Genomic DNA, 26098 nt, shown 5'->3' on the forward strand with positions numbered 1-26098 from the left:
TCTCCTGGTCTCGTTCGCCACGCCCGGTCACGCCGGTGCCTCTCCGGCGCGGTCGGTATTGGTGTCGTTGTCTTCGGCGGCGGCAAGCTGGCCACACGCGCCGTCGATCTCGCGACCTCGGGTGTCCCGAACTGTGGTGGACACCCCGGCGTCGCGCAACCGCCGGACGAACTCCCGCTCGACCGGCTTCGGGCTCGCGTCCCAGCGGCTGCCCGGCGTCGGATTGAGCGGAATGAGGTTCACGTGGGCCAACTTGCCGGCCAGCAGCCGCCCGAGCAGGTCGGCTCGCCACGGCTGGTCGTTCACGTCCTTGATCATCGCGTACTCGATCGACACGCGGCGGCCCGTCCGGGCGGCGTAGTCCCACGCTGCGTCCAGCACCTCGGCTACCTTCCAGCGCTGGTTTACCGGCACGAGTTCGTCGCGCAGATCATCATCGGGCGCGTGCAACGACAACGCAAGGGTCACTGAGAGGTCTTCGCTGGCCAGTCGGTGGATGGCCGGAACCAGGCCGACCGTGGAAACGGTGATGTGCCGCTGGGACAGGCCGAGCCCCTCCGGAGCCGGGCTGACCAGCCGACGGATGGCCGCGATCACCCGGTTGTAGTTGGCCAGCGGCTCGCCCATGCCCATGAAGACGACGCGCGACAGCCTCGGCGGGGAACCCGCCACCACGCCGGAGGCCGCCACCCCGGCCATGTACACCGCCTGGTCGACGATCTCCGCCGTCGACAGGTTGCGGGTCAGCCCGGCCTGGCCGGTCGCGCAGAACGGACAGGCCATGCCGCAACCCGCCTGGCTGGAGATGCAGACTGTCACCCGGTCCGGGTAACCCATCAGCACGCTCTCCACCAGCGCACCGTCGTGCAGCCGCCAGAGCGCCTTGCGGGTCGCGCCGTCATCGCAGGCCAGCTCGCGCACCGGGTTGAGCAATGTCGGCAGCAACTGGTCGGCCAGCCGCTCCCGGGTCGCAGCGGGCAGATCGGTCATCGCCTGCGGGTCGCGGACCAACCGCCCGAAGTAGTGGTTGGAGACCTGCTTGGCGCGGAAGGCCGGCTCACCCAGCCCGGTGACCAACGCCTGGCGGCCGGCCAGGTCCAGGTCAGCGAGGTGCTGAGGGGGCATGGAGGCCCGGCGCGCGGCGGGGGCGACCGAGATGGCGGGGATCAAGGGCAGGCTCGTCATGGCTGGTCCAGTGTGTCACGCCGTCGGCGGCGGCTGCCGGTCCGGAGGTGTCGAACGGGCCGCGACCGCCGGAGCCGGATGACCAGGTCGCCGTGATTCATACCTCAGCTCACCACCGGCACGAAGACCGCCAACAGCAGGTAGGCCGTCGGCACCGCGAACAGGATCGAGTCCAGCCGGTCCATCAGACCGCCGTGGCCGGGCAGCAGGTTACTCATGTCCTTGACGCCGAGATCCCGCTTGATCATCGACTCGGCCAGGTCGCCGAGGACCGCCGCGCAGGAGACGGCCACCCCGAACAGCGCGCCCCACCAGGGGGCCACCTCGAACATCAGCCACAGCAGCACCGCGCTGCCCAGGGCCGCCGCGGTGACCGAGCCGGCGAAGCCCTCCCAGGACTTCTTCGGGCTGATCGACGGGGCCATCGGGTGACGGCCGAAGGAGACCCCGGCCGCGTACCCACCGGTGTCGGAGAGGACCACCCCGATCAGCGTGGCCAGGATGCGCAGGTGCCCATCGCCGGGGGCCGCCGCCAGCAACGCCGCGAAACCGGCGAGGAACGGCACGTAGACGGCGATCAGGGTGGCCGCGGTGAGATCCCGCTGGAAGCCGGCCGGCCCGTCACCCAACCGCCAGATCATGGTGCCCAGCACGGTGACCAGCAGCCCCAGGCTGAGCGCGTCCGGGCCGGCGTACCAGGCCAGACCCACTGTCAACACGCCACCGGCGATCAGTGGCACCAGCGGCGGGTGTGCACCGCTGCGTCGTACCGCGCGGGCCATCTCCCAGATGCCGATGGCGACCGCGGCGGCGATCACCGGCAGGAAGGCCAACGGATAGAAGGCCAGCGGCACCACGATCAGCGCGCCGAGGCCGAGCCCGACCCCGATCGCCGCGGGAAGGTTGCGCCCGGCCCGCCCGGTGCCCACCTGCTGGGTGGCCGGTCGGTCGAGGCTGGCCCGACGTCGCCCCTTCGACCGTCGACCGGTCGTCGGAGCCTCGTCCGGCACCACCTCCGCCCGGACGGGCGCGAGCTGCTCGGTCGGGTACCCCGGGTCGTCGAAGCGGACGGGAGGGCCGTCGAGACGGCTCGGCTCGTCGAAACGCCCACGGTCCGGACCGTCGTAACCGGGCGGCCCCTCCCCCGCGGGAGGTCGATCCGGGTAGCGGTCACCGCGACCCCGGTCGTCGTACCGGTCGGGCTGGTTGCGGTCGTCGACGTGCCGGTCCCGGTCGTCGAAACGATCGTGCCGGTCGCGGTCGTCGAAACGGTCGTCCGGGCGGACCGGGCGGCCACGCTCGTCGTACGGGTCCGCTGGGTGCGGGTCGGCGTACGGCCGCGCGTGCGGGTCGGCGTACAGCTCAGGGCCGGCAGCCGGACGGCGGCTCCACTGGCCGGCCTCCAGCTCCTGCTCCGGCCAGGGCAGCGCCACCGGGCGCTCCGGCCGGTCCCAGCCGCGAGGCTCGCTGCCGTAGGGGTCGGGGTGGGACATCACGCACCGCGAAGCGGCACGAGATCCACCACATGACGCAAGACCACAAGCATCCCCTACACGTGCGATGTTCCTCCGATTGACCGCCCCGACGGTCGGTCGATCCCCGGTGTTCACCACCCGGTGGCCGGGAATCCTGCCGAGCCTACTGCACACGCCGGATCGGCACGGCGGACGAGGCACGCCCACGGACACCACCCGCGCCGCCGGCCCGCCGGCCAGCGACGCCCACCCGTTCAGTACGGCAGACCGGAGGCAATCCGCAGCCGTCGATCCGACTCGTCCGGTGCGCGATCGAGTACTGACCGAACCCGCCCGGCGTGGTCCGCTGGTGCCGCGCCGGCGCCAGCCCGCGCTTCGCAACGGGGGAAGGGCACTCACATGTACAAGTTCGGTCTCGCGGTGTTGACGGTGGCCGCCATGGTCCTGGGAGCAGGGTCACCGGCCGCCGCCACCACGGCACGGACCAGGATCACCATCGACCGCCATACCAGCGAGCTGTTCCCGTTCGAGCCGCCCGTCGGCGAGCCGGGAGTGACGTACCCGGCAGCAGGGGTCACCGCCACCGCCCGGAACTGCCCGGCCGGCATCGTCCTCATGTCGGCCTCGCTGGTGCAGGACGGCCTGCCGACCCTCTGGGCCACCGGGGGACACGGCGCCGGCGAGATCCTCTGCGACGGCGGCACTGTCGAACTCGGGATGGCGTTCGCCCGGATCGCTCCGGCGCTGCACCCCGGTCGGGCCACCGCCCACTTCTCGCTGCGCGACTGGGACACCAGCGAGCAGTTCGCCGAGAGCACCAGGACCGTCTGGATCCCCTGCTGACCTATGGAACGAGGCCCGTCCCCGACGTCGGGAACGGGCCTCGAAGCATGGGTCACACCTCGAGCAGCTCGGTTTCCTTGTGCTTCACCAGGTCGTCGATGCTGGCCACGTACCGCTGGGTCAGGTCGTCGAGTTCCTTCTCGGCGCGGCGACCGTCGTCCTCGCCGGCCTCGCCGTCCTTGACGATCCGGTCCAGCTCTTCCTTGCCACGGCGGCGGACGTTGCGGATCGCCACCTTGGCCTCCTCGCCCTTGTGCCGAGCCACCTTGATCATGTCGCGGCGGCGTTCCTCGGTCATCTGCGGGAGCAGGATGCGCAGCTGGTTGCCCTCGTTGTTCGGGTTCACCCCGAGGTCCGAGTCGCGGATCGCCTTCTCCATCGCGTTGATCTGCGAGTTGTCGTACGGCTTGATGATGGCCATCCGCGGCTCGGGGACCGCGATGGACGCCATCTGCGTCAGCGGCGTGGGCGTGCCGTAGTAGTCGATGATGACCTTGGAGAACATGGCGGCGTTGGCGCGACCGGTACGGATGGCGCCGAACTCCTCCTTGGCGTGCTCAACCGCACGCTCCATCTTCTCCTCGGCCTCGAGGAGGGTGTCGTCGATCACCGGTCTCCTCGCCTCCTTCTGTGCTCGTGGTGGGCTCTGCTGAAAGTCGTCAGACCGTCGCCGTCGGCGGGACTCAGGCGGTGATCAGGGTGCCGATCTTGTCGCCACCCACCGCGCGGATGATGGTGTCGTCACCCTGCGCGCCAAAGACCAGCATCGGCAGGCCGTTCTCCATGCAGAGGCTGAACGCTGCCGCGTCGGCCACCCGCAGGTTGCGGCGCAGCGCCTCGGAGAAGGTGATCGAGTCGAGCTTACTGGCGGTGGGGTCGATCCGCGGGTCGGCGGTGTAGACACCGTCCACGCCGTTCTTGCTCATCAGCACCACGTCGGCCCGGATCTCCAGCGCCCGCTGGGCGGCCACCGTGTCAGTGGAGAAGTACGGCATTCCGGCACCGGCGCCGAAGATGACCACGCGGCCCTTCTCCAGGTGCCGGATGGCCCGCAGCGGGATGTACGGCTCGGCGACCTGGGCCATCGTGATGGCGCTCTGCACCCGGGTCTCGATGCCCTCCTTCTCCAGGAAGTCCTGGAGCGCGAGGCAGTTCATTACGGTGCCGAGCATGCCCATGTAGTCGGCGCGGGCCCGGTCCATTCCACGCTTCTGCAGCTCCGCGCCGCGGAAGAAGTTGCCTCCGCCGACCACCACGGAGACCTGCACGCCGCGGCGGACCACTGTGGCGATCTGCCGGGCGATGGCCTGGACGACGTCCGGGTCGACGCCGATCGCGCCGCCACCGAAGACCTCACCGGAGAGCTTCAGCACCACCCGGCGGGCACGCCCCGGCGGCGGTGCCGTCGGATCGTCCAGCTCCAGCGTCCGGTCACTCACAACCTGCGTCATCCGCCCCGCCCTTCCCCACGCGCACGCCCCGTGCGGCGCGTACCGCGAACCTGCCGCTGCCGACCCTATGTGACGAGGAGGCCGCGGTGCCTGTCACGTACACCGGCGGCCTCCTCGTTGATGTCTCCTGCCCACGGGCGCCAACGGCGCCCGGTGGCGGCTCAGGCCTGGCCGACCTCGAACCGCACGAAGCGGGTGACCTCGATGCCGGCCTCGGCCAGCAGCTGCTTCACCGACTTCTTGTTGTCAGAGACGGACGACTGCTCGATCAGGACGAAGTCCTTGAAGAAGGAGTTGACCCGACCCTCGATGATCTTCGGCAGAGCCGCCTCGGGCTTGTTCTCCTCGCGGGCGGTCTGCTCGGCGATGCGCCGCTCGGACTCGACGACCTCAGCCGGAACCTCGTCCCGGGTGAGGTACTTCGGCCGCATCGCGGCGATCTGCATGGCCACACCACGGGCGTCGGCGTCGCCGGCCTCGTCGGTCTTGCCGGTGTACGACACCAGCACGCCAACGGCCGGCGGCAGGTCCTGGGCCTTGCGGTGCAGGTAGACGGCGGTGGTGCCCTCGACCCGGGCGAACCGGTTGAGCACCAGCTTCTCGCCGATCTTGGCGGACTGCTCCTGGATCAGGTCCGCGACGACCTTGCCGTCGAGCTCGGTGGCGAGCAGCTCCTCGGCGGAGTTCACGCCGGCGCGCTCACCGTGCTCGACCAGCTGCTGGCCCAGCGCGATGAACGACTCGGTCTTGGCGACGAAGTCGGTCTCGCAGTTGAGCTCGAGCAGCGCCTTGCCGGAGTGGGCGACCAGGCCGTTCGCGGCCGTACGGCCGGCCCGCTTGCCAACATCCTTGGCGCCCTTGACGCGCAGGATCTCGACGGCCTTGTCGAAGTCGCCCTCGGCCTCGGTCAGCGCCTTCTTGCTGTCCATCATGCCGGCGCCGGTGAGGTCGCGGAGCTTCTTGACGTCCGCGGCGGTGATTTGGGACATGGCTCTCTCTTCGGTGTTGAGACGGCGTGTGGATGGTCAGAGGTGCCGGTTACCCGGATCCGGGCGGATCGTGCCCGGCGTACCATCGCTGCCCGCCGTTCGCGAAAACGGACGGCGGGGCAGCGACGGTGCGATCACTCCGCGGTGGCGGCCGCCGGCTGCTCGGTGGCGGCCTGCGCCGGCTGCTCCGGGGTGGTGGGCTGCTCGGCGGCGGCAGCGGCGGGCTGCTCGGCGGGGGCGGCCGCAGCGGCCGGGGCAGCCGACTCGTCGGCCTTCTTCGGCTCGAGCAGCTCGCGCTCCCACTCGGTCAGCGGCTCGTCGCTCGCGACACCCTCGGGCTTCTCGTCGTTGCCCCGGCGACGGCCGGAACGCGCGATCAGACCATCCGCGACGGCGGCGGCGACGACCTTGGTCAGCAGCTCCGCCGAGCGGATCGCGTCGTCGTTACCCGGGATCGGGAAGTCGACCTCGTCCGGGTCACAGTTGGTGTCCAGCACCGCGATCACCGGGATGCCCAGCTTGCGGGCCTCGTCGACGGCGATGTGCTCCTTCTTGGTGTCGACGATCCAGACCGCGGCGGGAAGCTTCTGCATGTCCCGCAGGCCACCGAGGGTGCGGGTCAGCTTGATCTTCTCGCGGGAGAGCTGCAGGGTCTCCTTCTTGGTGTAACCGGCGGCGGTGCCGCTGAGGTCACCCAGACCCTCCAGCTCCTTCATCCGCTGGAGCCGCTTGTAAACGGTCTGGAAGTTGGTCAGCATGCCACCGAGCCAGCGGTGGTTGACGTACGGCTGGCCGACCCGGGTCGCCTGCTCGGCAATCGCCTCCTGGGCCTGCTTCTTGGTGCCGACGAACAGGATGCTGCCACCCTCGGCGACGGTCCCACGCACGAACTCGTACGCCTTCTCGATGTACTCGAGGGTCTGGCGCAGGTCGATGATGTAGATGCCGTTGCGCTCGGTCATGATGAAGCGCTTCATCTTCGGGTTCCAGCGCCGGGTCTGGTGCCCGAAGTGGACACCGCTCTCCAGCAGCTGACGCATGGTCACGACGGCCATGGTTGGGGTACTCCTCAAGGTCCCTGGTTGTCACGCCCGGCCGGTGGCCGGGCGTCCTGGCGCCTGGTCGCCGACCCATGGTGGACCCGATCAAGATCGGGACCAGGGAGGCCGTCGCTCCACGACGATTCGTGAAGAGGGCGCGCGAGGTCGACCGCACGAGGCGGTCGCCAGTTGGCCAGTGTACGCCCCTCACCCGTTCAGCCGCCCCGGGGTGCGCGTGGGGTGCTGCTCCGCCGCTCCCCCGCTCGCCCGCGAGTCGCTGGGAAGATCGCGCTGGTTCGTGGAAATAGTGGCCTCCGCGTCGCCGGAGGCCACTATTTCCTGGTTGTTGTCCGAACCGTCAGCGCGCGCGACAGGCCGGCGGCGGGTCGGGCCGGGTCAGCCGGCGGCGAGCGCGGCAGCCAGGAAGAGCACCAGGCCGACGGTCAGGTAGGCCGTCGGTGGGCGCAGCCAGCCCCGACCGTTGTCGGCGAGCGCCAGACCTCCGGTTCGTAGCCCGTACAGCCCGGTCGCGAAGATCGGCAGGCCGGCGACCAGGGCGATACCCACCACCACGTTCCCGGCGTCCACCGGGTCGCCGGTCACGCCCGCCAGCAGCACCCGCAACGCGGGGACCTCGAAGACCAACACCAGCAGAGCGAAGAGTACGGCCAGCACCGGTCGACGGGTCCGATAGACGCCGTCGGCGGCCGGCGGATACATCGGCGGCTCGCCTGCGGGCAGGTCGGGTCGCGGGCCGATCCCCGGCATCGGGCCGGTCGGCATCTCCAGCGGGTGCGGCGTGTCGCCGCCGCCACGGGTCGGCTCGATGATCGGGTACCCAGCGAGCGGAGCAGGCCGAGCCTGGTCAGCGAGCACGGTCGCCGGCGCTGTCGACGTGCTGTCGCGGGACGTCTCCGGCGGGGCGCTGGTCACCGGAGATCCCGCCGTGGTCGTCTCGCGGGCGGCCCGCCGTCCGGGCAGCTCACCGGAGGTCTCCGAGGGGTCCCGGTCCGCCCGCCGCGATCGGGTGGCCCGGTAACCGTCCGCCTCCGACCGCCCGGCACCCAACGGGTCCACCGCACCGAAACGCCCCGAATCAGCCTCGCTCCCCCCGAACCGACCGGTCTGAGCGTCCAGGGCGCCGAAGCGACCCGAATCCGGCTCGGGCGCACCGAAGCGACCCGCGTCCACAGCGCTCAGGCGACCCGAGTCCGACTCCGGCGTACCGAAGCGTCCCGCGTCGACGGCGCCGAAGCGTCCCGAGTCCGGCTCGCGGCGGCGGCCGACTCCCGTGTCCTCGACGGAGCGGCCGTCTTCCGCGCCACGCGGCTCGGGAATCTCACCGTCCCGGTACCGCGGTTCGCCCGCGCCGCGCCACTCCGACTCGCCGTAACCGCGACCCCGCTCGTCGGGGTACCAGCGCGACTCCTGATCTTCCGGAAAACTCCGTCGTCCGTCCACGTCAGGCACCGTATGCGACCGGCCACGCCCGCGCCATTTCAACCCGGCCGACCGCGCCGCCGATCGTCCGGGCAGCGCGGACACGAGTCGCGCCCTAGCACAGCGCGGGCATGATCATCTGACTGTCCACAGCACCCCCGTTGTCCACAGTTGGGCTGCTGCCGGGTCGCGGCGATCACCCTCCGGCGGGCACCGTGCCGGCCATGACGAAGCGGAACCAGGCGGTTGGCGCGTACGGCGAGCGGTGCGCCGCCCGGCACCTGACCGAGGCGGGGCTGCGCCCGATCGCCCGAAACTGGCGCTGCCCGGCCGGGGAGATCGACATCATCGCGTGGGACGGGCCCGTGCTCGCCTTCTGCGAGGTGAAGACCCGCCGGGGTGAGGGCTTCGGCACCCCGGCCGAGGCGGTCGTACGGGCCAAGGCCCGCCGGCTGCGAGGGCTCGCCGCACGGTGGCTCACCGAGACCGGTACGACCGCCGAGGAGGTGCGCTTCGACGTGCTGTCGGTGCGGCTGCCCGACTCCGGGCCGGCGCAGGTCGACCACCTCAAGGGCGCGTTCTGACATGCGTACCCGGAGGATCGGTGACGTGCCGTGAGCTACGCGAAGGTGCTCTGCGTGGGTCTGGTCGGAGTGACCGGCCACCTCGTCGAGGTGGAGGCCGACCTGGCCGCCGGTCTGCCTGCGGTGGTGATCTCCGGTCTGCCGGACACCGCCCTGCACGAGGCCCGCGACCGGGTCCGCGCCGCCGTGGTCAACTCCGGCCAGCGCTGGCCCAACCGGCGGATCACCCTCAACCTGCTGCCCGCCACGCTGCCGAAGTTCGGGTCGGCCTTCGATCTGGCCATCGCCGCAGCCCTACTGGGTGGCTCGGGTGAGCTGCCGCTGCTCCCTCTGGAGGGGGTGGTGGTCCTCGGCGAGCTGGGGCTCGACGGGACGGTCCGGCCGGTGCGCGGCGTGCTCCCGATGGTCGCCGCCGCAGCCCAGGCCGGCGTCACGCGGGTGATCGTTCCGGTCGGCAACGCCGCCGAGGCCGCCGTCATCCCGGGGATACGGGTACGGGCGGTGGACACCCTGCACCGGCTCGTCGCCTTCGTTCGGGACGGGACCCCGCTGATCGAACCACCGGCGGACATCCCGGAGCCGCTGGCCGGTGGGCCGGATCTCGCCGACGTCGCCGGGCAGCAGATGGGTCGACGCGCCCTGGAGGTCGCCGCAGCCGGCGGGCACCACGTGGCACTGCTCGGCCCTCCGGGCGCCGGCAAGACGATGCTCGCCGAACGCCTGCCGTCGATCCTGCCCGAGCTGGACGACGACGCGGCGCTGGAGGTCACCGCGCTGCACTCGGTCGCCGGGCTGCTGCCGCCGGGTGGTCGCCTGCTGCGTCGCCCGCCGTTCCAGGCGCCGCACCACACCGCGACCGTGCCGTCGCTGGTCGGGGGTGGCTCGGGGCTGGCCCGACCCGGTGCGGTGTCGCTGGCGCATCGCGGGGTGCTCTTCCTCGATGAGGCTCCCGAATTCAGCAAGGGTGCGCTGGAGGCGCTGCGCCAGCCGCTGGAGCACGGCCGCATCCAGCTGAGCCGCAGCGGAGGCGGCACCGTGTACCCGGCCCGCACCCAGTTGGTGCTGGCGGCCAACCCGTGTCCGTGCGCGAAACCGGCCGGCGATGCGCACTGCGAGTGTTCGCCGCTGGTTCGCCGCCGCTACCTGGGAAGGCTCTCCGGGCCGCTGCTGGACCGGATCGACGTCCAGGTGCGGCTGATGCCGGTGCGGGCGGCCGAGCTGATGGCGACCGACGGCGATGTCGAGCCCTCGGCGACGGTCGCCGCCCGGGTGGCGGCGGCCCGGCAGGCGGCGGCTGCCCGCTGGGCCGACCTCGGCCGACGGCTCAACGCCGAGGTGGAAGGGCCGCACCTGCGCCGACCGCCGTGGCGGCTACCGGCCCGGGTCACCGTGGAGCTGCGTGGCCGGCTCGACTCCGGCTCGCTGTCGGCGCGCGGCTTCGACCGGGTGATCCGGATGGCCTGGACCATCGCCGATCTGGACGGTCGCGACCGACCTGACCGGGACGACGTCCGGGAAGCGCTTCAACTACGGACGGGGGAGGCGACGTGAGCGCCGAGGAGGAACGCAGGCTGGCCCGGGTCGCCCTGACCTGGCTGGCCGAGCCGGGTACGCGCGCGGTGCATCACCTGGTCGAACGGCACGGCCCGGTGGAGACCCTGGATCTGCTGCTCGACGGTGGCAGCCCGGCCGGCTGGCTGCACACCACTGTCGCCGCACGCTCGGCGGCCGGCGACGCACGGGCGGTGGCCGCGGAGGCCCTGGAGCGGGCGGACCGACTGGGTGCCCGGCTGGTCACGCCGGACGACGAGGAGTGGCCAGCCCAGGTCGCCAGCCTGGCCGCACTGCGGCTGCCGGATGTCAGCCGCCGGGTGGATGGTGAGACCGCCCCGCCGCTCTGCTTCTGGGTACGCGGAAGCTGGCCGCTCGGTGAGGCTCTGGATCGCTCGGTGGCCGTGGTGGGGGCCCGGGCGGCCACCGGTTACGGGCAGCACGTCGCGACCGAGCTGGGGTACGGCTTGGCGGAGCGGGACTGGACGGTCGTGTCCGGTGGCGCGTTCGGCATCGACGCCGCCGCCCACCGGGGCGCACTCACCGCGGGGGGTCTGACCGTCGCAGTGCTCGCCTGCGGGCTCGACCGTCCGTACCCGATGGGCAACGCCGCGCTCTTCGACCGGATCGCCGAGACGGGGCTGCTGGTCAGTGAGTGGCCGCCCGGTGCCGAGCCGCTGCGACCCCGGTTCCTGATCCGCAACCGGGTGATCGCCGCAGGCACCCGGGGCACCGTCGTGGTGGAGGCGTCGGCGCGCAGTGGCGCGACGCAGACCGCGCGGCGAGCCATCCACTCCAATCGGGTGGCCATGGTGGTGCCGGGGCCGGTGACCTCGGCGATGTCCGTCGGCGCGCACGAGTTCCTGCGCGAGCACTCCAAGGCCCGACTGGTCACCGGGGTGGCGCACGTGCTGGAGGAGGTGGGTCGGATCGGCGCGGACCTGGCCCCGTTGGCGCGTGGACCGCAGCGGGCCACCGACGCGCTGGACGACGAGGCGCTGTCGCTGCTGGAGGCGCTGCCCCGCCGAGGCGCGATGGGCGTGGACCGGCTCTCCGCCCGCGCCGGCGTCGACCTACGGACCGCGTTGCGCAAGCTGTCGCTGCTGGAGGAGCTGTCCATGGTGGTCCGTCGCGACGATGGCTATGCCTTGGCCCCACCCGCCAAACCCAAGCGTGCTGCGGCGGAGACGCCCGCGTCGACATGAGGTGTGCCCACGCGGCCCCGGCAGACGTCCCGGCATTCCAAACACCGTCTCAAGGCCAGCGAGCACAGTGGATATGACAACCACCACAAAAGCTTGCCAAGCCTCTGCACGGCCACCAGGGTGCTCTTGGCGGGTCCCCTCTAATCCCGCTCGACGAGGTCACCTCCAAGAGGAGGAGTCCGTCGAGTGGAGGATGAGATGGGAAGTCAGTTCCCCGTTCGCCTACTGTGCCTCACTATTGTCGCCCTCGGGTCGAGCCAGGTCGCGACGATCGCCAGTTGGATCACATGGTCGATGGACCCGAGCGTCGGCAAGGCCCTGATCGCCGGGGCTGCGGCGTTCGCCGGCTCGGCTCCCCTCATCTTCGGGGCTCTCAACTACCTCATGCGGCACGACGCCTGATACCCCGGTGTCCGGGCGATCCCTGGCGAGGGCTGGGGTCGCCCGGACACTGAGGGCCGTCACGGCAGCCAAGCGTGTGACGGCCGCGAAGACGTCCGGGCCGGCCTGAGGTGCGCTCGCGCGGGGCAACGGCCTGCCACTACGACCGGTACGGTGCCCGGTCATGGGTGCAATCAAGCCGTGGCACATCAGCGTGCTCTGCTGTCTCGTCGTGACCGCCGTGCTCGTTGTCGGCCTGGTCGTATTCCTGAGCAAGAGGAACAACCGCCGGTAGCCGGGGGTGGACACCGGCACCGTCATGTCCGGTGGCGTAGACGGACCGGCCGTAGGCTGGTGCCGTGCCAGCTGTGATCGAGAGCGCCGGGGCCGACGAACCGGCAAGCACGCCGGCGCGGCCACGATGAGCCGACCGGACCGGGGCACCCGGGCCATGCACCAGGCACTCCCGCCAGCGTTGCGCGACGCGGTCGACGACTTCGCCGAGCACCTGTCCCGGGTCCGTAACCGGTCGGCGCACACCGTCCGCGCGTACGTCACCGATCTGGTCTCGCTGCTCGACCACGCCGTCCGAATGGGCTGCGTCGACCTCGCCGAGCTGGACCTGTCGGTGCTGCGCAGTTGGCTGGCGCGGCAGCGCACCACGGGTGCCGCCCGCACGTCGTTGGCCCGACGGGCCGCATCGGCGCGGGCATTCAGCGCCTGGGCACACCGGGCCGGGCTGCTCCCCGCCGACGTGGGCGCCGCACTGGCCAGCCCCCGCGCGCACCGGGAACTACCCAGCGTGCTGCGCGCCGACCAGGCCGCCGCCCTGGTCGAGGCACCGGCCCGGCAGGCACCGCCCCCGAACCCGCCGTCGGAGTCGGGCCCGAGCGAAGCGGCCGAGGCGGTACGGCTGCGGGACCGGGTGCTGCTGGAGCTGCTCTACGCCACCGGCGTACGGGTCAGCGAGGCGTGCGGGTTGGACGTCGGGGATGTCGACCACGGCCGGCGGGTGATCCGGGTGTTCGGCAAGGGCGGGCGGGAGCGCTCGGTGCCGTACGGGGTGCCCGCCCAGCGGGCGTTGGACGACTGGCTGCGCCACGGCCGCCCGGCGATGGTGGGCGCCCGCTCCGGTGACGCCCTGCTGCTGGGGGCTCGGGGTGGTCGGCTCAACCCGACGACAGCACGTCAGATCGTCGGTGCGTACGCCGAGACCGCCGGGCTGCCCCGGACCAGCCCGCACGATCTCCGCCACTCCGCGGCCACCCACCTCCTGGAGGGTGGCGCGGACCTGCGCGCCGTGCAGGAGCTGCTCGGCCACTCGTCCCTGGCGAGTACGCAGATCTACACCCACGTCTCGGTCGAGCGGCTGCGCGCTGCCTACCGGCAGGCGCACCCCCGCGCCTGATCAAGGGCCGCAGGGCGCGCACGCGTGGCGGTTACGATCATCAAGTGAGCGTCCCGAATCCCCCTGAGCCGATCCCGGGCGCCCGCCTGCTCTTCTCCCTGGACCCGGCGGTCAGCCACCTCAACCATGGCTCGTTCGGCGCGGTGCCGATCGGCGTGCAGCGCGCCCAGCAGCGGCTGCGCGACGAGATGGAGGCGAACCCGCTGCGCTTCTTCACCCAGGGGCTGGTCGACCGGATCGCGCACACCCGTCGGCACCTCGCCGGGTTCCTGGGCGCCGACCCGGACGGCAGCGCCCTGGTGGGCAACACCACCACCGGCGTCGCCGTGGTGCTCCAGTCGGTGGGTCTCAAGGCCGACGACGAGGTGCTGAGCACCGACCACGGGTACGGGGCGGTGAGCCTGGCCATCCAGCGCGAATGCCGCCGCACCGGCGCGGTCAGCCGGGTCCTGCCGATCCCCCTGGCCGCCACCGACGAGCAGATCGTGCAGATCATCCGCGCTGGCCTGCGCCCCGGGCGGACCCGACTGCTCGTCGTCGACCAGCTCACCTCGGCCACCGCCAAGCTCTTTCCGACCGCCGCCGTCGCCGGGGTGGCCCGCGAACACGGCGTGCCGGTCCTGGTGGACGCCGCGCACGCCCCGGGCATGCTGCCCACCCCGGTGGCCGGCATCGGCGCGGACTTCTGGGTGGGCAACCTGCACAAGTGGGCGTACGCCCCGCGCGGGACCGCCCTGCTGGCGGTGGCACCGCAGTGGCGGGACCGGATCGAGCCACTGGTGGTGTCCTGGGAGCAGGAGTCGGGTTTCCCGGCCCGGCTCGAGTGGCAGGCGACGCTCGACTACACGCCCTGGCTGGCCGCCCCGGCGGGCCTGTTCACGATGCGCAGTCTCGGCGTCGACCGGGTGCGGGCGCACAACGCGGCGCTCGCCGCGTACGGCCAGCGGGTGGTGGGGGACGCCCTGGGGGTGGCCCCCGCCAATCTGCCCGACCCCGGCGGACCGGGGGTGGCGCTGCGTCTCATCCCGCTGCCGGCCGGCACGGGCACCACGATCGACGCGGCGCGGGCGTTGCAGGCGCGGATCGGTGAGCGGCTCGGCGCGGAGGTGGCGGTGATGAGCTGGAACGGCCGAGGGTGGTTGCGGCTCACCGGTCAGGTCTACAACGCCGCCGACGAGTACGAGCGGCTGGCCGCACGGCTGCCGGCACTGCTCGCCCAGCGCTGAGCGGCCGGCCGGGAGCGGACACCGGGACCGGACCGACCGGGAGCAGGCGTACCGGGCCGAGGCCGAGCAGGGCGAGCGGGTCGAGATACTCCTCGCCCCGGCGCAGGCCCCAGTGCAGGCACGCCTCGGCCGGGCACCCCGGATGCCCGGGCAGCAGCTCGCCCAGCGGTGCGCCGGCGGTGACCGGCTGACCGGGACGTACGGCGGGTTGGACCGGCTCGTGGGTGGTCCGCAGCCCGCCGGCGTGCCCCACGGTGACCACCGGTCGACCGGCCACCAGGCCGGCGAAGAGCACCGTGCCCGGCCCGGCGCTGCGGATCACCGCTCCGGCCGGGGCGGCCAGGTCGACGCCGCGATGGCCGGGCAGCCACGGTCGCGGCGGCCTGTCGAACCGGCGCACCGGACGGGGTGGCCCGTCGACCGGCCAGCGGAACCGCCCGGCGGGCGCTGCGGCGACGACCGGCTCCGCCAGGGCCGCGACCGGCACGGTCGGGGTCGGTGATTGACCGGGCACCGCCGCGACCAGCACCGCCAGCCCGCAGAGCTGCACGGTCAGTGCGAGCGGGAGCGCGGTGCAGAGCAGCAGCGTGCGGCGGATCGAACGGGCGGGTGGCGGTCGCATGACGGCAGCTTCCGGCTGACGCCGGGTCGTCCGCCGGCCCGGACGCCTGGGCTGTGGACAACCGGAGGTGCTGTGGACGACCACCCAACGCCCTCGATGATCTGCTATGCCCGGTACGGCGGGACGCTGTCCACGACCCGCCGCGCGGACGCCGCCGTACCCTCGGTGCCGTTTTCGGGCCGACACGGAGGGCCTAGGCTGGGCCGCGTACGGCGGGTGCCGCCGTCTGTACCGGGGAGGCCGCATGACCACTCTCGATGACCGGACGTCGTACCCCACCGGGCCGACGGTGGCCGACGTGAGCGGCCCGCCCCGGCTCGCGGAGCCGGACGAGACGATCAGCGCCGAGGAGTTGCAGCTCGCGGCCCGCAACCACGGCATCCCGTTGGAGGCGCTGCGCTACGACGTCACCCCGGCCGGGTTGCACTACCTGCTGATCCACTACGACATCCCGGAGCTCGACCCGGCGACGCACACGTTGACCATCGGCGGTGCGGTGGACCGTCAGTTGGCGGTCACCCTCGCCGACCTGCGCGAACGCCCCCGCGTCACCCGGCAGGTGACACTGGAGTGCGCCGGCAACGGGCGGGCCCTGCTGCACCCCCGGCCGGTCAGCCAGCCCTGGCTGGTCGAGGCGGTCGGCAACGCGGAGTGGACCGGCACCCCCCTCGCGCCGCTGCTGCGGGAGGCGGGCGTCGACCCGGACGCGGTGGACGTGGTCTTCACCGGCGCCGATCACGGCGTGGAGCGCGGGATCGAGCAGGACTACCAGCGGGCGCTTCCGGTCGCCGACGCGCTGCGCGAGGAGGTGCTGCTGGCGTACGAGATGAACGGTGCTCCCCTGCTGCCGCAGCACGGTGCGCCGCTGCGGCTGATCGTGCCGGGCTGGTACGGCATGGCGCACGTGAAGTGGGTCCACTCCATCGAGCTGCGGACCGAGCCGTTCGAGGGGTACCAGAACGCGGTGGCCTACCGGGTACGCCGCGACGCGGACGACCCGGGCGTGCCGGTCACCCGGATCGAGCCGCGGGCGCTGGTCCGCCCGCCCGGCTTCCCCGACTTCATGTCGCGCCGTCGGGTGCTGCGACAGGGCTCGTGCACGCTGGATGGTCGGGCCTGGTCGGGGCACGCCCCGGTGGTCGCCGTGGAGGTGACCACCGACGGAGGGCAGAGCTGGTCGCCGGCCGAGTTGGACCCGGCGGACGCGGGGGACTTCGCCTGGCGGCGCTGGCGGCACGAGTGGGTCGCCACCCCCGGCCGGTACGTGCTCGGCGCGCGGGCTACCGACGCGTCCGGGCGGACCCAGCCGGTCGAGCAACAGTGGAACCGTGGCGGCTTCGCCAACAACATGGTGCAGCGGGTCGAGGTCGTGGTGCCGGCCGAGTGATCGGCGGTGGGTGTCACGCCACGGGTGGGGGCCCGTGGCACGGCCCCGGGGGCTCGGGTGCGCTCAGCCGCCGAAGCCGGAGTCGGCGGGCAGTGAGATGTCGGGCTTCTCCAGCTCCTCGACGTTGACATCCTTGAAAGTCATCACCCGGACGTTCTTCACGAAGCGGGCAGGACGGTACATGTCCCACACCCAGGCGTCGTGCATCTCGACCTCGAAGTAGACCTCGCCGTCGGAGTTCCGCACGTGCAGGTCGACCTGGTTGGCCAGGTAGAACCTGCGCTCCGTCTCCACCACGTAGGAGAATTGGCGGACAATGTCGCGGTACTCCCGGTAGAGCTGCAGCTCCATCTCGGTCTCGTACTTCTCGAGATCTTCCGCGCTCATCGCACTCCGCCTTCCATGGCCACATCTTCCCCCACCGGCGTCGGAGGCCGAGGCTGCTCGCCCAACGCCACGCCGACGGTACCCCCTGACGCCCACGAGCGCTCCATCGGCTCATCCGGGCCGTGGCCGCCGGGCCGTCGGGCGCGCGGCGGCCGGCCGTCGCGGCCGGAGACCGCGGCGACATTGACGTACGAGAACCGGTGCTCCCGGCACGGCCCGTGCTCCCGCAGCGCCGCCGAGTGCTCCGGGGTGATGTACCCCTTGTGCTCGGCGAAGCCGTACGCCGGGAACACCCCGTCCAACTCCACCATGAGCCGGTCCCGGGTGACCTTGGCCAGCACACTGGCCGCCGCCACGCACGCGGCCACCCGGTCGCCCTTCCACACCGCCAGCCCGGGCACACCCAGGCCGTCCACGCCGAACCCGTCGGTCAGCACGTACTCCGGGCGGGTGGTGAGCGAGGCGAGCGCCCGGCGCATTGCGGCCAGGTTGCACACGTGCAGACCCCGAGCGTCGACCTCCTCGGCTGGGATAACCACGACGGCGTACGCGAGCGCGCGGTCCACGACCTCCGCGTACACCCGTTCCCGGCTGGCCGGGGTGAGCAGCTTCGAGTCGGCCAGCCCCTCGATCTCGCCACGCCGCCCCTCGGGCAGCACTGCCGCGGCGGCGACCAGCGGACCGGCGCACGCCCCCCGGCCCGCCTCGTCGGCGCCGGCGACGTGCCGGAAGCCACGCCGCTGCAACGCCCGCTCCAGGGCGTACAGGCCGGCCTCGCGGCGCACCACGGTGCGCGGCGGGGTCAGCACGACGCCTCGTCCTGGCCGGCGGTGGTCGACTGCCCCAGCCGGGTCAGCAGGGTGGGCAGTTCGGGCGGGTAGAACCGGTCACCGCTGGCCGCCAACTCGTCCGGAACCCACCAGCGGTGGTCGGCGATGCTGCGTCGCTCGATGTCGTTGAAGCCCGTGGTGTCCACTTGCCAGGAGTCCACCCGGAAGAGGAAGAAATCCTGCTCCTGGCGGTACCAGATGCCGTCGAAGGAGAACTCGGTCGCGTCGGACCAGACCGGCTCGCCCAGCTGGGACGGGTCGAGCCGCAGGCCGGTCTCCTCGGCCAACTCCCGGGCCGCGCCCACTGCCGGCACCTCCCCCGGATCGAGCCCACCGCCGGGGGTGAACCAGTATCGGTGCCCGGGTCGGGCCGGGTCGAAGCCCTCGAACAGCAGGACCCGGCCGGCCGCGTCGACGAGCAGCACGCGGGCCGCGCGTCGAGGGGTGTAGACGGTCACCGCACCAGCCTGCCAGACCGGGGACGGATCGCCCACGCCCCGTACGGCCTACGGCTTGGGAATGCCGTCGAACCCGTCGGGCACCGTCAGCCAGGTGGCCCGGCTGACCGGCCAGAAGACGGTGAACGCCCGCCCGACCACGTCGTCCTCGGGGATCGTGGCCTCGGTGATGTTCTGCTGGGACTGCTGCCAGTGCTCCAGCGAGTCGCCGGAGGCCGACCGGTGGTCGCCCATCACCCACAGCCGGCCCTCCGGCACGGTGATGTCGAACTCCTGGTCGGCGGGCTTGTCGCGAATCCCGTCCATGGAGAAGATGTACGGCTCGTCCAGCGACTTGCCGTTGATCATCAGCCGTTCCTCGGGGTCGCAGCAGACCACGTGGTCCCCGGGGATGCCGATCACCCGCTTGATGAAGTCCTCACCGTCGGGGTTGCCGCTCCACGCGGTCGGAGCCTTGAACACGATCACCTCGCCGCGGTGCGGTGACCGGAAGTCGTAGACCAACTTGTTGACCAGCACACGGTCATCGATCTTGAGGGTGTTTTCCATGGACGGGGAGGGGATGAAGAAGGTCTGCAGCACGAAGGCGCGGACCAGCACCGCGACCAGGATCGCCACACCCAGCAGGATCGGCAGCTCCTTCCAGAAGGAGCTGCGCGGCTTGTCGGTCTGCTCGTCAATCACGCCAAGGAGCCTACGTTGCCCGGCTGGACGGCACCGTCCGGAACGCGCGGGAACCACGTAGCGCGGCTGCCAACGGAAGCATCAGCAGCACCCCGCCCTGTGGAGTCGGTCGCGCCGGAGTCGCACCCGGCGACGCCGTGGCCGGCCCGGAGACGTCCTCGAACGTGGACGGCACCGACAGCGCACTCCACCGCGACGACGGCCAGACCACCATGAAGGCCCGGCCGACCACGTTGTCGATCGGCACCGGCCCCTGGCAACGCGCGTCCTGGGAGACCTCGCGGTGGTCACCCATCACGAAGATCTGACCGGGCGGCACGACGATCTCGTCGAAGCGTCGGGAGCGACACTCCGCCGGGTTGGGCGGCAGGTCCAGGGGGGAGTCCCGCAGGACGTACGACTCGTTGAGCGGGGTGCCGTTGACTGTCACCCGGCCCTGACTGTCGCAGCACTTGACCCGGTCACCGGGGAGACCGATCACCCGCTTGATGAAGTCCTTCTCGCCGGGGCGGCTCACCCCGACCAGGTCGCCGACGGTGCGGCCGAGCCGGCCGGCGACGCCGGGCTTCGGCTGCTCGTCGACCTGCGGCGCCCAGCGGTCGGTGCCCCGGAAGACCACCACCTCGCCGCGCAGCGGGTCACGAACGTCGTAGACGACCTTGTTGACCAGCACCCGGTCACCGACGAGGAGGGTGTCCTCCATCGAGCCGGACGGAATGAAGAACGCCTGGAGCAGGAAGGTGCGGATCAGCACCGCGAGGCAGAACGCGACCACCAGCAGCAGCGGCAGCTCCTGCCAGAGAGGCATCTGCCGGCGGGTGCGGCGAGCCCGTCGGCGCCACGGATCGACGGTGCCGTCCTCGTCAAGCGTCTGCACCACGCCACTCCCCGGTCCGCAGAAACACCACCGCCCGGGAGCCTCGTCGAGGCTCCACGGGCGGTAGTGGACAACTGCCCGCCACCTGGGCGGGACCGCCGCCTCGCTGCGCCCGTACCGACCAGGGTAGTGCGCTCTGGTCGGTACGGCATACGCGCAGCTCGGGCGGCGTGGCGAGCGGGAAGTCAGCTGGGCTGCTTCTCCCGCTTCTCCTTGATCTTGGCCTTCTTGCCGCGCAGCTCGCGCAGGTAGTAGAGCTTGGCGCGACGCACGTCACCGCGGGTCACGACCTCGATCCGGTCGATGCCCGGGCCGTTGAGCGGGTAGGTCCGCTCGACGCCGACACCGAAGCTGACCTTGCGGACCGAGAAGGTCTCGCGCAGACCGTCACCCTGGCGGCGGATCACGACGCCCTGGAAGATCTGGACACGGGACCGGTTGCCCTCGACGACGCGGGCGTGCACCTTGACGGTGTCACCGGCCCGGAAGTCGGGAAGGTCGGTCCGCTTCGACTGGGCGTCAAGGGCGTCCAGGATGTTCATCGCTGCGTCCTCGTAAGGCTCACGGCGCACCGTCACTCGGTGCGCGGGTGGGTGATTCTGATTCCCGGGTGGTGATCGGCGGACCGACCCCGGTCGGGGATCCTCGCAGCCGACCGCGGGCGCGGACGGATGCGGCAACCCCCCTACTTTGCCACATCCCCCGGTGGAGGCTGAAATCCGGCCTGGTCCAGGGCCGCGATGTCCCGTTTGTCGAGCCGATCGGCCGGCAACGCGGCCAGCAGGTCCGGCCGGCGGGCGGCCGTGCGCAGCAGACCCTCCTCGCGCCGCCAGCGGGCGATCTTGCCGTGGTCACCGGAGCGGAGCACCTCCGGCACGTCGTGCCCACGCCAACTCGGCGGCTTGGTGTAGATCGGCGCCTCCAGCAGCCCGTGCGCGTGCGACTCCTCGTCCAACGAGCCCGCGTTGCCCAGCACCCCCGGCAGCAGCCTGGTGACCGCCTCCAGCATCACCAGGACCGCGACCTCGCCGCCGAAGAGCACGTAGTCACCGAGCGACACCTCGGTGACCGGCATCCGGGTGGCGGCGTGCGCCAGGACCCGCTGGTCGATCCCCTCGTAACGGCCGCAGGCGAAGAGCAGATGCGACTCGGCCGCCAACTCGTACGCCATGGCCTGGGTGAAGGGGGCACCGGCCGGCGACGGCACCAGCAGCCTTGGCGGCGGGGCGTCGAGCGGCGCGAGAGCGTCCAGAGCCTCACCCCACGGCTCGGGGCGCATCACCATTCCCGGCCCGCCACCGTAGGGGGTGTCGTCGACAGTGCGGTGCACGTCGTGGGTCCAGGTCCGCAGGTCGTGCACGGCGAGCTGGAGTACGCCGTTGGCCCGCGCCCGTCCGATCAGCGACAGGTCCAGCGGGGCGAAGTACTCCGGAAAGATCGACACGACGTCGACGCGCATGCGGGCTGGTCCTAAAGGTCGAGCAGTCCGGCTGGCGGGTCGACGATCACACGTCCGCCAGCCAGGTCGACCTCCGGAACGATCGCCCGGACGAACGGGATCAACGCGGTACGCCCCTCGGGGCGCCGCAGCACCAGCAGGTCGGACGAGGGCGCGTGGTCGATGCGGGCGACCTCGCCCAGGCGTTCGCCGGCCGGGGTCACCACGGCCAACCCGACCAGCTGGTGGTCGTGGAACTCCTCCGGGTCATCCGGTGGGGTCACGTCGGCGCTGTCCACCACGAGCAGCGTCCCGCGCAGCGCCTCGGCGGTGTTGCGGTCCAGGATGCCCTCGAACGCGATCAGCACCCGACCCTGGTGGAAGCGGGATTCCTCGATGGTCAGCTCCGCGGGAACCCGGAACGGCACCCCGGGCTCATCGCTGGCTGGCGGGGGTGTCGCCCCCGGCTCAGTGCCCAGCACAGTGTTGCGCGCAGGCGGGGGCGTCGCCCCCGGCTCAGTGCCCAGCACAGTGTTGCGCGCAGGCGGGGGCGTCGCCCCCGGCTCAGTGCGCAGCACTGTGCCGGGGGCGAACCGTGCCTCGGGCTCATCGGTCCGCACTTCCACGGTGACCTCACCGCGGACACCGTGCGGCTTGCCGATCCTGCCGACGACGAGCTGCATCAGTACGAGTCGACGATGTCGACGCGAACCCCGCGCCCGCCGATGGAGCCGATCACCTGGCGCAGCGCCTTGGCGGTCCGGCCGGACCGCCCGATCACAGTGCCGAGGTCCTCGGGGTGCACGCGGACTTCGAGCCGCTTGCCCCGACGGGAATCGACCATCCGCACCCGGACGTCGTCCGGGTGGTCGACGATGCCCTTGACCAGGTGCTCCAACGCCGGACGCAGTGGCATGTCAGGCCTGCTCACCGGCGTCGGCAGCGGCCGGGGCCTCGGCCGGAGCCTCGGTCTTCGGCGCCTCGGCCGTCGGAGCCTCAGCCGGAGCCTCGGTCTTCGGAGCCTCGGCAGCCTTGGCGGCCTTCTTGGCCGGCTTGGCCGGGGTCTCCGGGGCGAGCCCGGCGGCGGCCTTCGCCTCAGCCTCGTACGCCGCCTTGCGGTCGGCCCGCTCGGGGGCGACCAGGAGCGGCGGCGGGGCCGGCAGGCCCTTGTACTTCTGCCAGTCACCGGTCAGCTCCAGCAGCCGCTGCACCGCCTCGCTCGGCTGAGCGCCGACGGACAGCCAGTACTGGACCCGCTCCGACTTGACCTCGATGATCGAGGGGTCTTCCTTGGGCTGGTAAACCCCGACGAACTCGATCGCCCGGCCGTCGCGCTTGGTGCGCGAGTCGGCGATGACGATGCGGTACTGCGGGTTGCGGATCTTGCCCATCCGCAGGAGCCGGATCTTTACGGCCACAGTTGTTTCGCTCCTGTTGCGATCTCACCGGCCCAAGCGGGCGGTGTGCATGGGTGAGCGCCGACCGGCACAGTGGGGTTGGGCCGGAGACTACTCGGTGGACTGGCGACGTGCCCGGGTTAGAGGGCGCCGGACGCGCGCCGGATACCAGCGACCTATTCTGCCAGATCCGATGCCGATCTCCCGCATCGGACCCGTACACCGCACTGTCGGTGACCTGGGGTACCGCTCAGCGCACCGGTGGACGATCCCATCCCGGTGGCAGTTTGTCTGGTATGCCCCACTCCGGAGGGGGTGTGAAGTCACACCAGGTGCCATCGAACGGGAACTCGCCGGCCTCGGCGAGCGCGATCACCCGCTCCCCCTCGGCGCGGACCGCCTTCTCGTCGGTCACCCAGTAGTCGGCGCCGAAGGCGAGCCGCTCGACGAACTCGCCCTCGTCCTTCCACTCCCAGCTGCGGTCCGGCCACACCACCACGTCCAGGTCCTGGTCCACCACGTCGACGCCGGCCACCGGGCCGTCGTCCCAGCGGACACCGGGCTCCTCAAGGTTGACGTACCAGTGGGCGAACCGGCCCTGGGCGTCCCGGAACCACCAGACGGAGTGCGCCGCCCCCGTGGGCAGGAACTTCAACAGCGGCGGGCCGTTCCAGCGCCCCTGCGCCAACCGGTACGTCGACGAGATCCACTCGGCGAACGGCATCGCCCGCATCCCCAGCCCGGCCTCGGTCACCTCGTGGGCCACCGGCGAGTTCCGGGCGATCCAGACCAGCAACCCTCGATCGTCGTCGCTGACCACGCGGGCCGGCCGGGCCCACCCGATCCGGCCGTGCCGCACGTTCCGATGCATGATCAGCCGACCCGGCTCGAACCGGTCGACGGGGTTGCCCGGCCGCACCTCAGTAGGCGCGGGCGAGGATGGCGACCAGATCCGGCTCGTCCTCCGAGTCCGGTACCGAACCGTCGGCGCGCAGCAGGCAGCGCACCGTGACGCCCTGACCGTTCGCCTCGGCCTCACCGGCCACGCCGACCGCCGACCACGGCACCCGCGCCCAGCCGGTCGCGGCGGCCTCGATCGCCTCGGCCAGGGTCGCCACCTCCACGGTGCGCGACTCGCGGTTGGCCAGCGCCTGGTCGTGCAGCACCTGCTGGTCGGTCTCCAGGGCGGCCAGCACCGCGGTGACCACGTCCGCCACCGGCGTCGGAGTCTTCGAGCCGTCGGTCCGACGCACCACCGTCGCGTTGCCCACGGCCAGGTCACGGGGGCCAACCTCGACGCGTACCGGATAGCCGCGCAGCTCGGCGTCGACGGCCCGGCGGCCGAACGGGGTGTCGGTCCGGTCGTCGAGCGCGACCCGGACACCGGCGTCGCGCAGGCCGTCGCGCAGCTTGGCCGCCGCCTCGCCGACGCCGTCGCCGTCCTTGACGATCATGACGTACGCCTGGATCGGCGCGAGCCTCGGCGGCACGCGCAGACCGTTGTCGTCGCCGTGCGCCATGATCAGGCCGCCGAGCATCCGGGTGGACGTGCCCCAGGAGGTGGTCCAGGCGTGCTCCCGGCCGCCCTCCTTGGAGGAGTAGCTGATGTCGAACGCCTTGGCGAAGTTCTGGCCCAGCTCGTGGCTCGTGCCCAGCTGCAACGCCTTGCCGTCGCCCATCATGCCTTCGCAGGTGTACGTGGCCGTCGCCCCGGCGAAGCGCTCGCGCGTCGTCTTCAGGCCGACCACCACCGGAATGCCGATCACGTTGACCATCAGGTCCTCGTACGCCTCGTGCAGGATCCGCCGCGCGTACGCCCGGGCGTCCTCACGGGTGGCGTGCGCGGTGTGCCCCTCCTGCCAGAGGAACTCGCTGGTACGCAGGAAGATCCGCGGACGGAGCTCCCACCGGACCACGTTCGCCCACTGGTTCAGCAGCAGCGGAAGGTCCCGGTACGAGTCGATCCACTTGGCCATGAACTCGCCGATGACCGTCTCGCTGGTCGGACGCACCACGACCGGCTCGGCCAGCGGCTTGCCACCACCGTGGGTGACGACCGCCAGCTCCGGCGAGAAGCCCTCGACGTGCTGCGCCTCGCGCTTGAGGTAGCTCTCGGGGATGAACAACGGGAAGTACGCGTTCTCCGCACCCGCCGCCTTGATTCGAGCGTCCATCTCAGCCTGCATACGCTCCCAGATGGCGTAGCCGGCCGGTCGGATGACCATGGTGCCGCGAACCGGGCCGTTGTCGGCCAGCTTCGCCTTGGCGATCAGGTCCTGGTACCAGCGGGGGAAATCCTCCGCACGGGGAGTGAGCACGCGTGCCATGACCGCACATCCTATGCGCCGCTCGTCAGGGCGGTGCGCTCGGGCGCGGCATCATTGGCATCCGCCGTCAAGGCCTTCCTCGATCCGCACCCCGAAGCGGCTCCAGCCCCGAGCCCGAGGCCCCCGATATGGCACACCTGGCGGCGAGCTGGGTGCGCTGGGCCCGGCAGCCGACCAGCCCGATCGCCGACCGCCCCCGGGCCGGCACGCCGACTTACACTTCGACCACCATGATTGAGCAGAGGGAGCCCACCCCGGTACGGACCGGCATCGTCGACGCCGCCCGCGCGCTGACCGTCGCGACCGGATGGGACGGCGTCCGGATGGGTGCCGTCGCCACTGCCGCCGGGGTGAGCCGACAGACCGTCTACAACGAGTTCGGCAGCAAGGCCGGGCTGGCCGAGGCGCTCGCCCGCGCCGAGGTGGACCGTTTCGTCGGCGCCGTCCGGGCCGCTCTGCTCGCCCACGGCACCGACGTACGGGCCGGCGCGTACGCGGCTATCGCGCACACCCTCACCACGGCGGGGGAAAACCCGCTGATCAAGGCGATCCTGACCAGCGCCCGGGGCGGCTCGGACGAGCTACTGCCGTACCTCACCACCCGGGCCGAGGTGGTGCTCACCGAGGCGTCCGGCGCTCTGATCGACTGGGCCGGCGACCACCTGCCCGGAGCGGACCACGCCGCGCTGGCCTTCGCCGCCGACACCATCGTCCGCCTGGTGGTCAGCCACATCGTGCTCCCCCGCGAACCGATCGAGCAGACCGCCACGGCCCTCGCCGACCTTGCCGTACGCCTCTTCAGCGCCGCCGCCCGCCCAGCCCACTAGCCCCCGCACCCCGCGCCCCGCGCCCCGCCCGTGCGCCCCCTCCGCCCCGCCCGCCCGTGCGCCCCCTCCGCCCTGCCCGCCCGTGC

Annotated in this window: 28 protein-coding genes and 1 pseudogene; 9 read left to right on the forward strand and 20 right to left on the reverse strand. The window is 72.0% G+C overall.

Translation table 11 applies throughout. The annotated features are described in order from the left end of the window. Nucleotides 1-27 precede the first annotated feature (27 nt). Together rlmN and GUI43_RS24235 are read right to left on the reverse strand one after the other, a co-directional pair. On the reverse strand, nucleotides 28-1185 hold the full coding sequence (gene rlmN / locus GUI43_RS24230; RefSeq protein ID WP_091400305.1) for a dual-specificity RNA methyltransferase RlmN: 1158 nt from the start codon (nucleotides 1183-1185) through the stop codon (nucleotides 28-30). 104 nt (nucleotides 1186-1289) lie between these two features. Next, nucleotides 1290-2678, reverse strand: a complete 1389-nt coding sequence (locus GUI43_RS24235) for a phosphatidate cytidylyltransferase (RefSeq protein WP_112588478.1) — start codon at nucleotides 2676-2678, stop codon at nucleotides 1290-1292. A gap of 381 nt (nucleotides 2679-3059) precedes the next feature. On the opposite strand from GUI43_RS24235, the gene GUI43_RS24240 reads away from it, so the two are divergent. Beyond that, nucleotides 3060-3503 carry a hypothetical protein gene (locus tag GUI43_RS24240; RefSeq protein ID WP_112699857.1) on the forward strand — a complete coding sequence of 148 codons (444 nt, stop codon included), beginning with the start codon at nucleotides 3060-3062 and terminating at the stop codon, nucleotides 3501-3503. A gap of 52 nt (nucleotides 3504-3555) precedes the next feature. Here the strand turns inward: GUI43_RS24240 and frr are convergent, their stop codons facing one another. From frr to GUI43_RS24265, 5 genes and pseudogenes are all read right to left on the reverse strand, one after another. Beyond that, nucleotides 3556-4113 carry a ribosome recycling factor gene (gene frr, locus GUI43_RS24245; protein WP_088946658.1) on the reverse strand — a complete coding sequence of 186 codons (558 nt, stop codon included), beginning with the start codon at nucleotides 4111-4113 and terminating at the stop codon, nucleotides 3556-3558. A gap of 73 nt (nucleotides 4114-4186) precedes the next feature. Further along, nucleotides 4187-4954, reverse strand: a complete 768-nt coding sequence (gene pyrH, locus GUI43_RS24250; protein WP_030487501.1) for a UMP kinase — start codon at nucleotides 4952-4954, stop codon at nucleotides 4187-4189. Between the two features lie 161 nt (nucleotides 4955-5115). Beyond that, nucleotides 5116-5943, reverse strand: coding sequence for a translation elongation factor Ts (gene tsf / locus GUI43_RS24255; protein ID WP_112588474.1), 828 nt, complete (start codon nucleotides 5941-5943; stop codon nucleotides 5116-5118). Nucleotides 5944-6077: 134 nt separating this feature from the next. Continuing rightward, nucleotides 6078-6998 (reverse strand): 30S ribosomal protein S2, encoded by a 921-nt coding sequence (gene rpsB / locus GUI43_RS24260; protein ID WP_112588472.1) that lies wholly within the window; start codon nucleotides 6996-6998, stop codon nucleotides 6078-6080. Between the two features lie 381 nt (nucleotides 6999-7379). Continuing rightward, nucleotides 7380-8481, reverse strand: a pseudogene (locus tag GUI43_RS24265) (hypothetical protein). Between the two features lie 166 nt (nucleotides 8482-8647). Here GUI43_RS24265 and GUI43_RS24270 point away from each other — a divergent pair. From GUI43_RS24270 to GUI43_RS24295, 6 genes are all read left to right on the forward strand, one after another. Then, nucleotides 8648-9007 (forward strand): YraN family protein, encoded by a 360-nt coding sequence (locus tag GUI43_RS24270; RefSeq protein ID WP_112699859.1) that lies wholly within the window; start codon nucleotides 8648-8650, stop codon nucleotides 9005-9007. Between the two features lie 30 nt (nucleotides 9008-9037). Then, nucleotides 9038-10558 carry a YifB family Mg chelatase-like AAA ATPase gene (locus GUI43_RS24275; RefSeq protein WP_112699860.1) on the forward strand — a complete coding sequence of 507 codons (1521 nt, stop codon included), beginning with the start codon at nucleotides 9038-9040 and terminating at the stop codon, nucleotides 10556-10558. Continuing rightward, nucleotides 10555-11763: a DNA-processing protein DprA gene (gene dprA, locus GUI43_RS24280; protein ID WP_112699861.1), complete on the forward strand. Its 1209-nt coding sequence runs from the start codon at nucleotides 10555-10557 to the stop codon at nucleotides 11761-11763. The genes GUI43_RS24275 and dprA overlap by 4 nt, the downstream gene beginning before the upstream one ends. 198 nt (nucleotides 11764-11961) lie before the next feature. Then, entirely contained in the window at nucleotides 11962-12165 is a 204-nt protein-coding gene (locus GUI43_RS24285) for a hypothetical protein (protein WP_146754573.1), read from the forward strand. Nucleotides 12166-12565: 400 nt separating this feature from the next. Continuing rightward, a complete protein-coding gene (locus GUI43_RS24290; RefSeq protein WP_112699862.1) occupies nucleotides 12566-13552 on the forward strand; it encodes a tyrosine recombinase XerC in 987 nt (328 codons plus the stop codon). A gap of 44 nt (nucleotides 13553-13596) precedes the next feature. Beyond that, nucleotides 13597-14778: an aminotransferase class V-fold PLP-dependent enzyme gene (locus tag GUI43_RS24295; protein ID WP_112699863.1), complete on the forward strand. Its 1182-nt coding sequence runs from the start codon at nucleotides 13597-13599 to the stop codon at nucleotides 14776-14778. On the opposite strand, the gene GUI43_RS24300 is transcribed toward GUI43_RS24295, so the two are convergent. Then, entirely contained in the window at nucleotides 14699-15400 is a 702-nt protein-coding gene (locus GUI43_RS24300) for a murein hydrolase activator EnvC family protein (protein ID WP_112699864.1), read from the reverse strand. The genes GUI43_RS24295 and GUI43_RS24300 overlap by 80 nt on opposite strands. Before the next feature lie 244 nt (nucleotides 15401-15644). On the opposite strand from GUI43_RS24300, the gene GUI43_RS24305 reads away from it, so the two are divergent. Beyond that, nucleotides 15645-16787, forward strand: coding sequence for a sulfite oxidase (locus GUI43_RS24305; RefSeq protein WP_112699865.1), 1143 nt, complete (start codon nucleotides 15645-15647; stop codon nucleotides 16785-16787). A gap of 63 nt (nucleotides 16788-16850) precedes the next feature. Here GUI43_RS24305 and GUI43_RS24310 read toward each other — a convergent pair whose 3' ends face one another. From GUI43_RS24310 to proS, 12 genes are all read right to left on the reverse strand, one after another. After that, the gene (locus tag GUI43_RS24310) at nucleotides 16851-17174 is read right to left on the reverse strand and encodes a DUF2469 domain-containing protein (RefSeq protein WP_007075222.1); all 324 of its coding nucleotides are present in this window, start codon (nucleotides 17172-17174) and stop codon (nucleotides 16851-16853) included. Further along, nucleotides 17171-17983 (reverse strand): ribonuclease HII, encoded by an 813-nt coding sequence (locus GUI43_RS24315; RefSeq protein ID WP_112699866.1) that lies wholly within the window; start codon nucleotides 17981-17983, stop codon nucleotides 17171-17173. The genes GUI43_RS24310 and GUI43_RS24315 overlap by 4 nt, the downstream gene beginning before the upstream one ends. Further along, nucleotides 17977-18462, reverse strand: coding sequence for an NUDIX hydrolase (locus tag GUI43_RS24320; RefSeq protein WP_112699870.1), 486 nt, complete (start codon nucleotides 18460-18462; stop codon nucleotides 17977-17979). The genes GUI43_RS24315 and GUI43_RS24320 overlap by 7 nt, the downstream gene beginning before the upstream one ends. A 48-nt stretch (nucleotides 18463-18510) precedes the next feature. After that, complete coding sequence (gene lepB / locus GUI43_RS24325) at nucleotides 18511-19146, reverse strand: signal peptidase I (protein ID WP_112588428.1); 636 nt, start codon at nucleotides 19144-19146, stop codon at nucleotides 18511-18513. Nucleotides 19147-19156: 10 nt separating this feature from the next. Next, nucleotides 19157-20026, reverse strand: coding sequence for a signal peptidase I (gene lepB, locus GUI43_RS24330; protein WP_112605969.1), 870 nt, complete (start codon nucleotides 20024-20026; stop codon nucleotides 19157-19159). Nucleotides 20027-20208: 182 nt separating this feature from the next. Then, entirely contained in the window at nucleotides 20209-20565 is a 357-nt protein-coding gene (gene rplS, locus GUI43_RS24335; protein ID WP_030335223.1) for a 50S ribosomal protein L19, read from the reverse strand. 143 nt (nucleotides 20566-20708) lie between these two features. Then, a complete protein-coding gene (trmD, locus tag GUI43_RS24340) occupies nucleotides 20709-21482 on the reverse strand; it encodes a tRNA (guanosine(37)-N1)-methyltransferase TrmD (protein ID WP_112588424.1) in 774 nt (257 codons plus the stop codon). 11 nt (nucleotides 21483-21493) lie between these two features. After that, on the reverse strand, nucleotides 21494-22144 hold the full coding sequence (rimM, locus tag GUI43_RS24345; protein ID WP_112699867.1) for a ribosome maturation factor RimM: 651 nt from the start codon (nucleotides 22142-22144) through the stop codon (nucleotides 21494-21496). Then, on the reverse strand, nucleotides 22144-22404 hold the full coding sequence (locus GUI43_RS24350; protein ID WP_172862164.1) for an RNA-binding protein: 261 nt from the start codon (nucleotides 22402-22404) through the stop codon (nucleotides 22144-22146). The genes rimM and GUI43_RS24350 overlap by 1 nt, the downstream gene beginning before the upstream one ends. After that, the gene (rpsP, locus tag GUI43_RS24355; RefSeq protein ID WP_112588420.1) at nucleotides 22379-22879 is read right to left on the reverse strand and encodes a 30S ribosomal protein S16; all 501 of its coding nucleotides are present in this window, start codon (nucleotides 22877-22879) and stop codon (nucleotides 22379-22381) included. Before rpsP ends, GUI43_RS24350 begins: the two co-directional genes overlap by 26 nt. A gap of 229 nt (nucleotides 22880-23108) precedes the next feature. Continuing rightward, nucleotides 23109-23729, reverse strand: a complete 621-nt coding sequence (locus tag GUI43_RS24360; RefSeq protein WP_112588511.1) for a ribonuclease FAU-1 family protein — start codon at nucleotides 23727-23729, stop codon at nucleotides 23109-23111. Nucleotides 23730-23778: 49 nt separating this feature from the next. Further along, nucleotides 23779-25185, reverse strand: a complete 1407-nt coding sequence (gene proS, locus GUI43_RS24365) for a proline--tRNA ligase (protein WP_112588417.1) — start codon at nucleotides 25183-25185, stop codon at nucleotides 23779-23781. A gap of 230 nt (nucleotides 25186-25415) precedes the next feature. On the opposite strand from proS, the gene GUI43_RS24370 reads away from it, so the two are divergent. Beyond that, on the forward strand, nucleotides 25416-26012 hold the full coding sequence (locus tag GUI43_RS24370) for a TetR/AcrR family transcriptional regulator (protein WP_112605999.1): 597 nt from the start codon (nucleotides 25416-25418) through the stop codon (nucleotides 26010-26012). The last annotated feature ends 86 nt before the right edge of the window (nucleotides 26013-26098 follow it).

It is taken from the genome of Micromonospora noduli (genome assembly GCF_003264365.1).
Taxonomy (GTDB): domain Bacteria; phylum Actinomycetota; class Actinomycetes; order Mycobacteriales; family Micromonosporaceae; genus Micromonospora; species Micromonospora noduli.